Source organism: Streptomyces sp. NPDC004051 (genome assembly GCF_053604275.1).
Window position 1 is genome coordinate 1 of record NZ_JBSGHG010000016.1, and the last position, 13,604, is coordinate 13,604.

General features: G+C 69.0%; 13 protein-coding genes and 2 pseudogenes. 7 read left to right on the top strand and 8 right to left on the bottom strand.

All coding sequences use genetic code 11. The features are described 5' to 3' along the window. Positions 1-151: 151 nt before the first annotated feature. The 4 genes and pseudogenes from ACWEQO_RS18305 to ACWEQO_RS18320 all read right to left on the bottom strand — a co-directional run. Positions 152-289, bottom strand: a pseudogene (locus ACWEQO_RS18305) (IS5/IS1182 family transposase); the annotation flags it as partial. A 61-nt stretch (positions 290-350) separates the two neighbouring features. Beyond that, entirely contained in the window at positions 351-1,019 is a 669-nt protein-coding gene (locus ACWEQO_RS18310) for an HAD family hydrolase (RefSeq protein WP_452984224.1), read from the bottom strand. A gap of 7 nt (positions 1,020-1,026) precedes the next feature. Then, complete coding sequence (locus ACWEQO_RS18315; RefSeq protein WP_452984226.1) at positions 1,027-1,197, bottom strand: hypothetical protein; 171 nt, start codon at positions 1,195-1,197, stop codon at positions 1,027-1,029. A 246-nt stretch (positions 1,198-1,443) separates the two neighbouring features. Then, on the bottom strand, positions 1,444-2,880 hold the full coding sequence (locus ACWEQO_RS18320) for an NAD(P)-binding domain-containing protein (protein WP_452984228.1): 1,437 nt from the start codon (positions 2,878-2,880) through the stop codon (positions 1,444-1,446). A gap of 682 nt (positions 2,881-3,562) precedes the next feature. Here ACWEQO_RS18320 and ACWEQO_RS18325 point away from each other — a divergent pair. Further along, positions 3,563-3,823 (top strand): annotated as a pseudogene (locus ACWEQO_RS18325) (ATP-binding protein); the annotation flags it as partial. A 39-nt stretch (positions 3,824-3,862) separates the two neighbouring features. Here the strand turns inward: ACWEQO_RS18325 and ACWEQO_RS18330 are convergent. Next, positions 3,863-4,372, bottom strand: a complete 510-nt coding sequence (locus ACWEQO_RS18330) for a GNAT family N-acetyltransferase (protein ID WP_452984401.1) — start codon at positions 4,370-4,372, stop codon at positions 3,863-3,865. Between the two features lie 663 nt (positions 4,373-5,035). Continuing rightward, positions 5,036-6,469: an endo-1,4-beta-xylanase gene (locus ACWEQO_RS18335; RefSeq protein WP_361454142.1), complete on the bottom strand. Its 1,434-nt coding sequence runs from the start codon at positions 6,467-6,469 to the stop codon at positions 5,036-5,038. Positions 6,470-7,196: 727 nt separating this feature from the next. On the opposite strand from ACWEQO_RS18335, the gene ACWEQO_RS18340 reads away from it, so the two are divergent. The 3 genes from ACWEQO_RS18340 (at position 7,197) to ACWEQO_RS18350 (ending at position 10,848) form a co-directional block, all read left to right on the top strand. Continuing rightward, a complete protein-coding gene (locus ACWEQO_RS18340; protein ID WP_452984230.1) occupies positions 7,197-8,663 on the top strand; it encodes a non-reducing end alpha-L-arabinofuranosidase family hydrolase in 1,467 nt (488 codons plus the stop codon). Positions 8,664-9,031: 368 nt separating this feature from the next. Then, positions 9,032-9,997 (top strand): glycoside hydrolase family 6 protein, encoded by a 966-nt coding sequence (locus tag ACWEQO_RS18345; protein WP_452984232.1) that lies wholly within the window; start codon positions 9,032-9,034, stop codon positions 9,995-9,997. Between the two features lie 323 nt (positions 9,998-10,320). After that, positions 10,321-10,848: a hypothetical protein gene (locus ACWEQO_RS18350; protein ID WP_452984234.1), complete on the top strand. Its 528-nt coding sequence runs from the start codon at positions 10,321-10,323 to the stop codon at positions 10,846-10,848. A gap of 46 nt (positions 10,849-10,894) precedes the next feature. Here ACWEQO_RS18350 and ACWEQO_RS18355 read toward each other — a convergent pair whose 3' ends face one another. Then, complete coding sequence (locus ACWEQO_RS18355) at positions 10,895-11,086, bottom strand: DUF397 domain-containing protein (protein WP_452984236.1); 192 nt, start codon at positions 11,084-11,086, stop codon at positions 10,895-10,897. Then, positions 11,083-11,970, bottom strand: coding sequence for a helix-turn-helix domain-containing protein (locus ACWEQO_RS18360; protein WP_452984238.1), 888 nt, complete (start codon positions 11,968-11,970; stop codon positions 11,083-11,085). The genes ACWEQO_RS18355 and ACWEQO_RS18360 overlap by 4 nt, the downstream gene beginning before the upstream one ends. Positions 11,971-12,291: 321 nt before the next feature. On the opposite strand from ACWEQO_RS18360, the gene ACWEQO_RS18365 reads away from it, so the two are divergent. From ACWEQO_RS18365 to ACWEQO_RS18375, 3 genes are all read left to right on the top strand, one after another. Further along, the gene (locus ACWEQO_RS18365) at positions 12,292-12,516 is read left to right on the top strand and encodes a DUF397 domain-containing protein (RefSeq protein WP_452984240.1); all 225 of its coding nucleotides are present in this window, start codon (positions 12,292-12,294) and stop codon (positions 12,514-12,516) included. 75 nt (positions 12,517-12,591) lie between these two features. After that, positions 12,592-13,059: a hypothetical protein gene (locus ACWEQO_RS18370; RefSeq protein ID WP_452984242.1), complete on the top strand. Its 468-nt coding sequence runs from the start codon at positions 12,592-12,594 to the stop codon at positions 13,057-13,059. A 101-nt stretch (positions 13,060-13,160) separates the two neighbouring features. After that, positions 13,161-13,595, top strand: coding sequence for an ATP-binding protein (locus ACWEQO_RS18375; protein ID WP_452984244.1), 435 nt, complete (start codon positions 13,161-13,163; stop codon positions 13,593-13,595). The last annotated feature ends 9 nt before the right edge of the window (positions 13,596-13,604 follow it).

Below are 13,604 nucleotides of genomic sequence, written 5' to 3' on the forward strand. Positions count from 1 at the left end.
ACGCGCTGGAACAGCTCCCACAACTCATCCGGCACCAGCCGCTCAACGATCCCTGCCATGCCCAGTAGCCTATCGAGCCAAATGAGATGACTTCTAAGCGCTGTCCTGTAAATGATCTGCCGCATGTTGGTTGACCAGCCTTGCTACCCGGTCATCCTGCGAGGGTGAGGTTGTGGAGGCGGGCGATGCCGAGCATGGCGTGATGAAGGCCCTCGCCTTTCAGGCGGCAGTCGCGGAGGATCTTCCGGGTCTTCATGCGGGCGAAGGCGTGCTCGACGCGGGCGCGGATGCCGTGATCACACCAGCCACACGAAGATCATCCCCATGATGCCCGGTGCCGGCGCACGGGCTCAGGCCGCGGCATTCCCGTGAGGGCCGGACGCAAAGGCCAGGATGTTCGGAACCGCCTCGCGCAGACTAGCGAAGTGGCGGTGCACGCCCTCCACCGCGACGGCGGCGTTCACCCCCCACACCGTCATCCCGGCGCCCCGTCCGGACCGCACTCCGGAGGGGGCGTCCTCGACCACCAGGCAGTCTCCCGGCTCGGCGCCGAGCTGCTCAGCGGCCAGCAGATACGGGACGGGAGAGGGCTTGCCCTCCTCGACAGCAGCCGCGTCCACGATCACATCCGGCACCGGCAAGCCCGTCCGCAGGAAACGGCCGCGCACCCGGTGCTCGTAGTTCGAGGTCACCAGCGCCCAGGACCCCGGCGGCAGACCGCACAGCAGCTCCGACGCGCCGTCGAAGGCCGCATAGACGCCGGATCGGACGTCCTCGTCCTCCAGTTCGTGCAGTGCGGCCAGGCACTCGCGCGGATCTCGGTCCGCGGCGACCTGGGCGAACGTCTCCATCGGCCGCGTCCGCAAAGCCACCTGGTAGACCTCGTCCGCATCCAGCCCGTACCGCTCCGCCCAGGTTCTCCAGACCCGGCGCTGGTTGCTCACCGCGTCGATCAACGTGCCGTCGACGTCGAACAGGACGTACTTCATGCGGCCCGACCGCGTGGGTTCACTGGTCACCCGTCGATCATGCCGGGCAGCGAACAGGCGATTGCGGGACAGCTCTCAGGGAGACGAAGACATCGTGGAGTTCGGTACGGCGTTCCCAGCGGACCGCGAGGCGCTTGAACCGGTGGAGCAGGGCGAGGGTCTGTTCCACGACATACCGGGAGCGGTCGTTGCGTTCCGCACGGATCACGGAGGCCAGGGTTCTTGAGCGGGCCGCTCCGACACCGAGGCGATCGCGGAAGGGTCTTCGCAGGGCTGCGGCTCGATCCCCACCCCTCACACACAAGCCATCCGGCGCGGCCCACGGCGCACTCCCCCTGCCCCCGGCAACCGACATCCCCCAGTTGCGCCCGCCCCATGGATACGGTTCAGGGGCCCGCAGTGAGAGCTGCTGGGCCCCTGAACCGTAGTGGGGTCCGTTTCCGACCTCGGTGAGTTACGCCGCTAGGCTGCGCTCGGCGTTCTGCGGGGTCCTGGCGGGGTCTTTGACGAGGTAGCGCTCGATCGAGTCGTCGAGTTCTTCGAGCCACGGTGTGTGGTGCTCGGCAGCCAGGGTGCCCGTCATGACCGAGCGGTAGGCGCGGTCGCGGTAGCCCATGATGTCGGCCTTCTTGTCGCGCTTCCACGCGAGGAAGATCTCGACGACCTGGTCGAGGTCGAACTCGGGGTAGTCCGTCTGCCGCAGCAGATCACGCACGTAGTCGGCCTGGAAGCGGACCTCTTCGGCGTCCGAGGAAAGCTTCTCGAAACGTTCCCGCCACTCGGCGATGGACGCGGCGCGTTCGGTCTCCGACGGCAGCTCGGCGCGGCCCAGGATGAGGTCGCGCACGTACCAGGCCTGCGCGTCGAACATGTTGAAGGTGAACCACTGGTCCTGCGCGCCGAGGTAGGCCAGACGCGGGTTGTCCTGCCACACGACACCGCGGTAAAGGCCGTCCGGGTACACGTTGTTCGGGGAGGTCAGCGCGAGCTCGTCGGGCAGGAACGGGTACTTGTGCAGGTAGCCGGTGCACAGGACGACGGCGTCGATGTGCTTCGAGGTGCCGTCGGCGAAGTGGACCGTGTTGCCCTCGATGCGCTTGATGACGGGGCGCTCCTCGAAGCCCTCGGGCCAGTCGTAGCCCATCGGCGCGGAACGATAGCTCGCCGTCACCGAGCGTGCGCCCATCTTGAACGCCTGGCTGCCGATGTCCTCGGCCGAGTAGCTGGAGCCGACGACGAGGACGTCCTGCCCCTTGAAGGCTTCCGCGCCACGGAAGTCGTGGGCGTGGGCGATGTACCCGGGGAAGGTCTCGATGCCAGGGAAATGCGGCACGTTGGGGAAAGCGAAGTGGCCGCTGGCGACGACCACATGGTCGAACTCCTCGGTCGTCGTTTCTCCGGTGGGGAGATTCTCGACCGTGAGCGTGAAGACCTCACGCTCGGCGTCGTATTCCGTCCAGCGCACGACGGTCTGGAAGCGGATGAAATCGCGCACGTTCGTCTTCTTCAGCCGGGCGGCGATGTAGTCCCACAGAACCGTACGCGGCGGGTATGAGGAGACGGCGCGGCCGAAGTGCTCGTCGAAGGTGTAATCAGCGAATTCCAGCGCTTCCTTCGGCGCATTCGACCACAGATTGCGGTACATGCTCGAGTGCACGGGCTCGCCGTACTCGTCGAGTCCGGTGCGCCAGGTGAAGTTCCACTGGCCACCCCAGTCGGTCTGTTTCTCGAAACAGACGATCTCGGGGATGTCTGCCCCCGCGCGCGCTGCGGTCTCAAAAGCCCGCAACTGAGCCATGCCCGAGGGGCCGGCACCGATAATCGCTACTCTTTTTCTGTTCGTCACGTATGTCCCTTTATTTTCGCCATACGACCCCGCCCCCACCTTCACGGGCAGGGCAGAGCCATCCGGTCGCCAGAGTTTGCACGTATCGACCGGTCCAGAGAGGCGGATTTCTTTCGACCGTAGCAGGATTGGCCCAGTTGCGCTAATTTGCTACCGCAATCAACAGCGTCAGCCCGCCGGAGGTGCGGGCCACGACAGCCGATCCGGCCGTGCGGCTACAGGTCGACGTCAAGCCCCACTCTCGGTGCGTGAACTGCAGCTTTGCCACCTCGCCGGGTGCGACGGGGCCGCCTGTCAGGCTGGCCGAAAAGGTCGTCGCCCTGCCTGCCTTCACCCTTTGAACTTCACGTCGGCAACGCGACGGAAAGGGTGGAGGGCGCCCTGGCGGAAATGTGCCCGACCGTACTTCCTTCCCGGTCTGCGCAATCTCATCCCTCCGAGGCGCAGAAGGAAGCGGATCCGTAATCTGGCTCTCCGCCTCGTCCGAGTGAAGGGGTGTCAGGGGCGCCTCAGGGCTCGGCCTGCCCGCCTCGGACGTCGCCTGCCGGAGGCGTGTGGTGACAAGGTCGATGAGGGTGTGGGTCGCCCGGCTGAGGGTGGTGTGGCGGCGGCGCACGACGGTGAAGTGGCCGTGGACTCTCGGCCGCAGTGTGCGGTGTGCCGTCTGCACGGCACGGGTGAGCTGCTGACGGGTGTGGTCCCGTTCGCCCCACGTGGCCTCGGAGAGGACCGGTATGGCGGCATGGAACTCGACCGGAGGGGCGCTGGGCCGCTGTTCCAGGTGCTGACCGAATGCGAAAAGAAGAACAGCGTCGTCATCGCCTCCAGTGAGTCCTTCAGCGGCTGGACGAAATCCTTCACCGCTCCCCCGCTCTCCGCGGCGATCGGCGACCGTCTCATCTTCGACGGCGCGATCATCCGGACCGGCACCGAGTCCTACCGACTCGCCCGCACCACGGCACAGGCGCAGCACACTGCGGTCGGCTGACCCCGCCGGAAATCGAACAGGGCCTTGAGGACGGTGCCGTCAGGTCAGATCCGTCATCGGGTCTATGGCCCAGTGGCTGGTCCTGAAAACCCGGCCTGCGAAGGTCACGTCGACCTCTGAGAGGAACCGGAAACCGACAGAACGGCAGATGCCGTTCGACGCCGCGTTGTCCGTTGCCGGAAAAGCATGCACGACTCCCCAGCGGTCTTGATCCCGGGCCTGCTCCAGGAGCACGCGGACCGCACGCTTGCCCATCCCCTGCCCCTGGAATTCAGGCAGAACCATCCAGCCGATCTCGGACATCGGTCCCTCACCGATGTCACGGAATCGGATGGTCACCGTCCCTGCCACCACGTCGGGGACAACCGGATCGGGAACGATCATCTTGACCCACGCAAGGTCGGCTGCTGCCTGCTGGGCATCCCGACGGACCGTGTCTGCGATCCCCTCACGCGGCAGAGGCCCACCGAGGCCGGCCATCATGACGGGATCGCACCGCATGCGGACATAGGCGTCGGTATCACCCGGCAGCACGTTGCGTAACTGCACTGGATTCTCCTTCGAGTTCACCGAGGATGCTCCCACGGCTCGCGAAGTCGATCACCAGCGGCTCGGAGCCTGTCTCACGTGGCGGGGTGTGCGAGCTTCTCGTCGGGTCAGGGCCGCCCCGAGCCCGGGGAAGGCCAGGAAATGGCTGCCCTTTCGCTCGTATCGGACGGTCGGGCTGCGGTAGCCGAAGAGCCGGGAGATCGACCGCTCGATCTTCCAGCGGTGCCGTCCGGGACGCTCGCCGGACTCGACGCCGATCCGGGCGATGCGCGGGACGATGCCCCGCTCGCGCAGCCAGGCCGGCCGATCGGCGGGGTGGTACGCCGTGTCGGCGCGGAGCCGGTCGATGCCGGCGCCCTCGGACCTGGTCCAGGAGCGCGGAGCACGCCGGGGCGGCGGTGCCGTGCGGGTGGACGACGTACGCGTTCCGCCCCGCCACGACCGCTGTGGCGGTCACCCGGTCAGCCCTTCTGCGGCTCAAGGGCGTTCTCACTGCGCCTCGCGGCACGCGTCGGACTCGAGAATCGTGGGGGCCGCCTTCCGGCACTTCCGCGGGGCCGGACCGTGGTGACGCCGGCCCACCGGACCGTGCCGAGCGCGGAGGGCGCCGCCACCACGGCGGCGACCCCCGCGCTCATCAGCGATCTCTTCGTGGCAGGCTCGTCAGGCGCGGGTCCAGCGCTGGTTGTTGCCGTTCGAGCAGGAGTAGAGCTGGATCAGGGTGCCGTTGGCGGTGCCGCTCCCGACGGCGTCGAGGCAGAGGCCGGACTGGACGCCGACGATGGATCCGTTGGAGTTGAGGCGCCACTTCTGGTTGTCGCCGCCCCAGCAGCTGTAGATCTGGACCTTGGCGCCGTTGCCGGTGCCGGCGGCGTCCAGGCACTTGTTGCCGTAGACCCTGAGCTCACCGGCGTCGGTGTACGTCCACTGCTGGTTGGTCCCGTTGTGGCAGTCCCACAACTGGACCTGGGTGCCGTCGGTGGTGCTGCTGCTGGGCACGTCCAGGCAGCGGCCGGAAGCGACACCCTTGATCGTTGCGCCGTCCGGGGGCGGCGGAGTGGTGGAGCCGCCGTTGAGCGCGTTGAGGACGGCGGTGTACGCGGGCTTCTTGCTGCCGTCGTTGTTGAACAGCAGCGGTGTGTGCTCCGATCGCCAGGAGTCGCTGTCGCGCACACCCCAGACGGTGATGCCGAGGCAGCGCGAGACGGCCAGGCAGTCGTTGACCACGTTGGTGTAGGTCGAGGCCGAGGCACCCTGGATGTCGAGTTCGGTGACGGCCACGTCGACGCCGAGGGCCGCGAAGTTCTGCAGGGTGGTGCGGAAGTTGCTGTTGTAGGGGCTGCCGCTGTTGAAGTGCGACTGGAAGCCGACGCAGTCGATCGGCACGCCGCGCTGCTTGAAGTCCCGCACCATGGCGTACATGGCCTGGGTCTTGGCCCAGGTCCAGTCCTCGACGTTGTAGTCGTTGTAGCAGAGCTTGGCGGACGGGTCGGCGGCGCGCGCGGTGCGGAAGGCGACCTCGATCCAGTCGTTGCCGGTGCGCTGCAGGTTGGAGTCGCGCCGGGCTCCCGAACTTCCGTCGGCGAAGGCCTCGTTCACGACGTCCCACTGCGTGATCTTGCCCTTGTAGTGGCTCATCACGCCGTTGATGTGGTCGATCATCGCCTGGCGCAGCGCGCCGCCGCTGAGGCTCTGCATCCAGCCGGGCTGCTGGGAGTGCCAGGCCAGGGTGTGGCCGCGCACCTGCTTGCCGTTCTGCACCGACCAGTTGTAGACGCGGTCGGCGGCGGTGAAGTTGAACTGGCCCCGCTGCGGTTGGGTGGCGTCGATCTTCATCTCGTTCTCGGCCGTCACCGAGTTGAACTCCCGGGCCGCGATCGTCGCGTACGTCGAGTCGCTCAGCCTGTTCGCGGCGATGGCGACACCGAAGTAGCGGCCGCTCTGCGCCGCCGCGGCGCCGAGCGTGCTCTCGGCGGCCTGAGCGGGCGGCGGCGCGACCAGCGTGGCGACCATACCGAGGACGCCGGCGGCCAGCGTCGGCAGCAGAACGCGGATCTTCCGCCGGGCGGCGGGTCTGGGAAGGGCATGAAAGCCCATGGCTGTGCCTCCAAGGTAGGAATGACGGGATCACCGGACGCCGTGGTCATGGGCCCCGGAAGGATCTCAACCGGCAGGGACGGGCCCGGCGGGCCGCCGAGTGACGTACGCCGGGCGGCAGCGGTCTTTCGACACAGGCACGGGGGTACTCCATCGCGGCTCAGCCGGGAGGCCGTCACACGGCGTCGCACACCTCTCCCCCTGTGCGGAGGGTCGGGATGCGTCGGTGTGAGCCTCACCGGACGAAAAACGGGGTGGCGCAGGTGCTTTGTGCGTGGATCTGCCGTGCGGCTGTGCGCGGCTCTGCAGTGGTACTGCCTGCCCGGGACCAGCGCGGTTCGAAATCTCGTTCTACGGTCGGTTTACCAGACAGGATGATTGAGCGATTGACGGTGGCTCGTCAACCCTCGCAACAGAAAAACTTTCCGCTTCCAATTCGAAACTTTCGAGACCACGCCAGAACGAGCATGCCCCTGGACCGGTGAGCCGTACCGCACACACCTGGGGATTTACGGTCGATGCAAGCGCTTGCCCCAACCGGATGGGGGAACTGTTTGCAGACAGATCGGCGACAGGCCTTGACCGGAGAGCCCCGCCTTCCTAACTTGTGGCGTCACAGAATCGGGATCACTTCGAAATTTTCGAACCCATTCCTGCCCGCTCCGGCGCGGCTGCCGCTCCGCGGTTCATCGGCGTCACCTCACCCCGCCCCCAAGGAGGCCCTCTGATGCGGTTTCGCCACCCGTCCCCGCTCCGCCCAAGACGCTTACTCGGTGTCCTGGCGCCCTTGCTGCTGGTGGCCGCCTTCCTCGGCGCCCAGCCCGCCCAGGCCGCGACCGTGGACCCCAACGCCTCGTACGTGCTGGTCAACCGCAACAGCGGCAAAGCCCTGGACGTCTACAACATGGCGACCGACGACGGCGCCCGCATCACCCAGTGGACCAGGAACAACCAGAACCAGCAGCAGTGGCAGTTCGTCGATTCCGGGGGCGGCTACTACCGCATCAAGTCCCGCCACTCGGGCAAGGTGCTGGACGTCCACAACTGGTCCACCGCGAACGGCGGCTCGATCGTCCAGTGGTCCGACCTGAACGGCACCAACCAGCAGTGGCGACTGGCCGACAGCTCGGACGGCTACGTGAGGCTCATCTCGCGCCACAGCGGCAAGGCCCTCGAAGTGCAAGGCGCCTCCACCGCCGACAACGCGAACATCGTCCAGTACGACGACTGGGGCGGCACCAACCAGCAGTGGCAGCTCGTCAAGGTCGGCGCCGACACCCCCGGCTCGTGCGATCTTCCGTCGAGCTACCGCTGGACATCGACGGGCGCGCTGGCGCAGCCCAAGCAGGGGTGGGTCTCGCTCAAGGACTTCACCGTCGCCCCCTACAACGGCAGGCAACTCGTCTACGCGACCACGCACGACACGGGGACGCGGTGGGGTTCGATGAACTTCGGCCTGTTCACCAACTGGTCGGAGATGGCCTCGGCCGGCCAGAACACGATGTCCAACTCCACCGTCGCACCCACGCTCTTCTACTTCGCGCCGAAGAACATCTGGGTGCTCGCCTACCAGTGGGGCGGGACCGCCTTCTCCTACCGGACGTCGAGCGACCCCACCAACCCGAACGGCTGGTCGTCCGAGCAGGTGCTCTTCTCCGGAAGCATCTCCGGCTCCGGAACGGGGCCCATCGACCAGGCACTCATCGGTGACGGCACGAACATGTACCTGTTCTTCGCCGGCGACAACGGCAAGATCTACCGGGCCAGCATGCCGATCGGGAACTTCCCGGGCAGCTTCGGCTCGACCTCGACGGTGGTCATGAGCGATACGACGAACAACCTGTTCGAAGCCCCGCAGGTCTACAAGCTGCAGGGCCAGAACCGCTACCTCATGATCGTCGAGGCGATCGGCTCGCAGGGCCGGTACTTCCGCTCCTTCACGGCCACCAGCCTGAACGGCTCGTGGACACCCCAGGCCGCGACCGAGAGCAATCCCTTCGCCGGCAAGGCCAACAGCGGCGCCACCTGGACCAACGACATCAGCCACGGCGAACTGCTCCGCACCAGCTCCGATCAGACCATGACCGTCGATCCCTGCAACCTGCAGTTGCTCTACCAGGGACGCAGCCCCAACTCCGGCGGCGACTACGGCCTCCTGCCCTACCGTCCGGGTCTGCTGACCCTGCAGCGCTGACGGCATGACACGGGTCCGGCCCCGGTAGGGAGCCGGCCTGGCGGGCTCGGCGGAAGGCCGAGCCCGCCACGCCGGCTCCGAGAAGATCTCCTCGTACCGGACCGGGGCGTTCTTCCTGAACTCGCGGTACGACGGCCTCACCACCCGGCCGCCGGTGCGCGCCCGGGCCCTGGTGACCGACATCGGCGAAAACGCCGGCCGTGCCCGTCGGCCAGGAACCTGCCCGGTCCCCGCTGGCGGGTGTGGGTGATGCCCGCTGAAGCGACCGTCGGCACAGGGGGACGTCGTACCACCGCACTTCCTCAGCGCGCCGCACGCTCGGGACGAGAGCGGGCGACGCATCCCCACCAGGAAACCGAGGTACCGTCATGCGCCGCAGAATCCGCGCCCTCACGGCAGCGCTCCTCGCCCTGCCGCTGGCGCTCGCCGTCGCACCGTCCGCCCACGCCGCCGACCCGACCACCATGACCAACGGCTTCTACGCGGACCCCGACTCCAGCGCCAAGCAGTGGGTCGCCGCCAACCCCGGCGACGGCCGGGCACCCGCGATCAACACCTCCATCGCCGGCACCCCGACGGCCCGCTGGTTCGGCTCGTGGAGCGGCACCATCGGCACTGCCACGGGTGCGTACGCGGGGGCGGCGGACCACGCGGACAAACTGCCCGTCCTCGTCGCCTACAACATCTACAACCGCGACTACTGCGGCGGGCACTCCGCGGGCGGAGCCGCTTCGCCCTCCGCCTACGCGAACTGGATCGCGCAGTTCGCCGGCGGGATAGCCAACCGCCCGGCCCTCGTGATCCTCGAACCGGACTCCCTCGGGGACTACGGCTGCATGACACCGGCTCAGATCGCGGAACGCCAGGGCATGCTCACCGGGGCCCTCGCCCAGTTCAACCGCCAGGCCCCCAACACCTGGGTCTACCTCGACGCCGGCAACCCCGCCTGGGCCGGCCCGGCGACCATGGCCCAGCGCCTTCACGAAGCCGGCCTCCGACAGGCCCACGGTTTCTCGCTCAACATCTCCAACTACCTCACCACCGCCGAGAACACCGCCTACGGCAACGCCGTCAACAGCGAACTGAACGCCCGCTACGGCTACACCAAGCCGTTCGTCGTGGACACCAGCCGCAACGGCAACGGCTCCAACGGCCAGTGGTGCAACCCCTCCGGCCGCCGCATCGGCACCCCCACCCGGCTGGGCGGAGGCGCCGAGATGCTCTTGTGGATCAAGGTTCCGGGCGAGTCCGACGGCAACTGCGGCGTCGGAGCCGGCTCCTCCGCCGGACAGTTCCTCCCCGAGGTCGCCTACAAGATGATCTACGGTTACTGATCCGGGGCGCCCGCGGCCCGGACCGTCCCGGCCCACACGCGGGACGCGCGGCGTCTCTCGCCGCAGCCGCAGGAAGCCCTGCGGCTGCGGGCGGTGGCCGTGTTGGTGGCGGGTCGGGACCGTGAGCCGGAGCCGGCGGGACGGCCTCCTCGGCAGCTTCCGGCCCTGCCGGTCCGCGCGGGCCGGATGCCGTCGCCCGAGGCCCCGCGAGGCGTCGCCCCGCCCCCCGGCCAGGACCCCCGCCACGACTGACCTACCCTGGGGTGGCCCCACCTGGTGGCCCCCCAGGGCGTGCCCCGTCGCTCGGCCAAGGAACAACGCACGTGGTACGTCGAAGCCAGAGCAGCAATCCCCGTTCGGTCGTCGTCCTGACCTCGGGTACGGACTGGGGCACCCGTGCCGCCGGGCAGCGGCGGAGCAGCGGGGCCGAGGCCCCGATACCCCGGCGGCAGCCCGCAAAGATCAAGGCCTTGCATCAGGCCCTCCACCTGGCCCTCGCGGCAATCGGCAAGAAAAACTGGCACGCGGCGCGTTATGCGCTCAGCCGGGCCCGCGCCCTCACCAACGCCCTCCCCACCGACGTGGCCGTTCGAGAACGCGAGCAGCTCTCGGAGCTCCGCAAGAAGTACGCGGCACGCAACACGCCGGCCGCGAAGAACGCCAAGCAGGCGAAGGCGACCCCGGCCAAGCGTGCGGGTGACAAGAAGCCCGACCCGAGGAAGTCCACGGCGAAAAGCGCCGCCCAGCAGCCGAAGCCCGCGCCTGTGCGCGACCTCGGTGACCGTTTCATCAACCGCGCGGCCCTCGGCTACGGCCCCACGGGCGAGACCGAGGGCTCCCGAACGCGGTGAGGGCGTGCCGTCCGCCGCTCCGGCGGACGGCACGCCCCCAAGTCGCTCAGCACTCCGACGCGAACCGCACGAACTGCCCCCAGCCTTCACGGCCGACGGCGAAGGCCGGGCGGGTCACGTCCTTGGAGTCCCGTACGTGGGCGGCCTGTTCGGCGATCGCGACCTCCACGCAGTCGTCTCCCTGGGTGCCGCTGTAGCTGGACTTGAACCAGGCGAGTTCCGACGTACCGCTGCTCATAGCTCTCCTCGCAGTCGCTCCAGCAGGTCCCGGGATTCCTTGGGATTGAGGGCCTGCGAGCGCAGTGTGTCATAGCGTCGACAGAGCAGACTCATCTCTTTCGCGTCGGAGATCAGCCGTCCGTTCTGCTGCCCCTCGGAGTACCCGAGCCGCCGCCCCTCCGGGGTTTCCAGGATTCGCATGGGCCCGTCCAAGCACCCGTGGAACTCCAACTCCACCGGCACCACTTGAAGCGTCACGTTGCGCGGCGCGGTCAGCTCAAGCACGTGGTCCAGCATGTTCGCCTGAACCTGCGCCCCACCCAACCCGCGCCGGAAAACCGACTCCTCCACGATGAAGCCGAACGGCACGGTCGGCCGCTCCCGCATCATCGCCTGCCGTTCCATTCGGGCCGCGACCTGTGCCTCCGTCTGCTCGTCGGTCAGCAACGGAATGCTGTTGTCGAACACCGCCCGCGCGTACGCCTCCGACTGCAACAGCCCCGGCACCAACCGGCACTCGTACGTGCACAGGCTCACTGCTTCCCGCTCCAGCCGAGCCCACCGCCGGAACCACGCCGCCAGCCCCGCCTCCCCCCGCGTCAAATGCCGCGCGGCCTTCCGCAGCGCACCCGTGTTGCCGAGGGCCTCCTCCGCCCGCTCCACGAACGCCTCGTCCGGCATCCGGCGCCCCAACTCCACCGACTCGACCGTGTGCTTGGAGTACTGGACCCGGGCGCCGAGGTCGACCCGGCTGAGTCCCGCGTGCTCGCGCAGTGCCTGGACGACGGCGCCGAACGTCCGCAGGCTGTCCGACGGATGCGGCTCCCGCTCCCACTCCCCCGCCGGAACCGCCCGCGCACCGGCGCTTCCGGCCGCCTCCCCCTCGACCCCGACCACGTCCATCCGCCGCCCCTTTCCTCTTCTCCGCACCGCACCGCGACGGCTCCTCACGCCGCCCCGCGTTCACCTCCAGCCTGACGGACAATCAGACGTACCGTCCACTCTTCGTGTCCGCACATTGACTCAGCGTACGGGGTGCCACACTCGTCCCCGCCCCGCCCGACCGCCACTCTGAGGTCACGGAGAGCCAGGAGAAACCGTCCGCGTCCACCGCTCACCTGCGGAAACACCCGGGCGACCACCTCCCCTCCCATGGACTCCCGCCCGCCACGGGCGGCGGCGGCCGGACCCGGCCGCGTTCGGACGAGCTGGAAGGTGCAAGTCATGCAGAACGGAACCGACCTGTACGCGCTCGACATCAGCGGGGCCTCGTTCACGAAGGCGTGCGGCAGCCCCTGCACCGAGGGGTGCGTGACGCTGGCCCAGATCGGCGAAGACGCCTGGGCCCCGGGCGACAGCAAGCGGCCGGACGCGCAACCGCTGCGGTTCACCACGCAGGAGCTGGACGCCGCCGGTATCGACCCGGCGCGCTTCGGCCTCGGCGTCTGATTCCCCCCACCTCCCGCCGGCCGGGCCGGGTCCCTCCCCGCGCCCGGCCGGCCCTTCTCGAAACGGGAACGGCTCGTGCACCACCACGCCTACCTCTGGACCGGCCCGAAGGCGCGCTTCGACGACGAGGCCCTACGGCGGCCCCCGCACCCCGAGCCGCCCCCGGCCGGAAGCAGGCCGGAACTGATCGAACGCTACCGCCAGGCGGCCGCGGAGTTCCGCACGGCGGACCTCCCGCCCCTGGAGACGGCGTACTGGCTCGTCAAGCCCCGCTCACTGGTCCGGGGCACGTGGGACGAGGCGAAGGAGGCGGCGGCCTGGCTCGGCGAGCGGCTGGCCGAGTACGCGCCCCGGTTCGCGGCGGAGGGCGACCGGGACACCGCGCGCCTGGCCCGGCTGGTGGACGCCGCCGCCGAACGCCTGCACTCGGGCGCCGACGTGTCGTACGGCTGCTACCTCGAACGCCCCTCGTACCTCTCCCTGGCCGTGGTGACGTGCTCCCCGAACCGCGCGGCCCCCGAACTGGCCTGCCCGTGCGCGTAGGGGACCCGGCACGCACCGACTCCCCTCCACCCCCGTACGCTCACTGCGCGTACGGGGCGCGGCACTCGCCCCCGCCCGCACCCGGCCGCCACGCTGACGCCATGAACCACGCAACACCTCGTGCGGGCACCCCCGTTCACACCTTCACGCAGCTGCTGTCGTCCACGCGGCGGGGCGCCCGGCTCCTCGCGGTGACCGAGCTGCACTCCCGGGGCGCTTCGCAGGAGCTCACGGAGCGGGCCGAACTCGTCGTCTCGGAGCTGGCCGCCAACGCCGTCCTGCACGGCCGCGTGCCCGGCCGCTGCTTCCGGCTCACGCTCGCCCTCGACCCGTCCGCCCGCCGCCTCCGCGTCGAGGTCAGCGACGCCCGCGGAAACCTCCACCCCCTCCCCGTGGACACCGCACCCGACGCGCTCCGCACCGGCGGACGCGGCCTGACCCTCGTCGCCGCCCTCTCCGACCACTGGGACTGCGTCCCCTACCCGCCCAGCGGCAAGACCGTCCGGGCGGTGCTGACGACACCGGTCGACGTATGACGGTGCCGG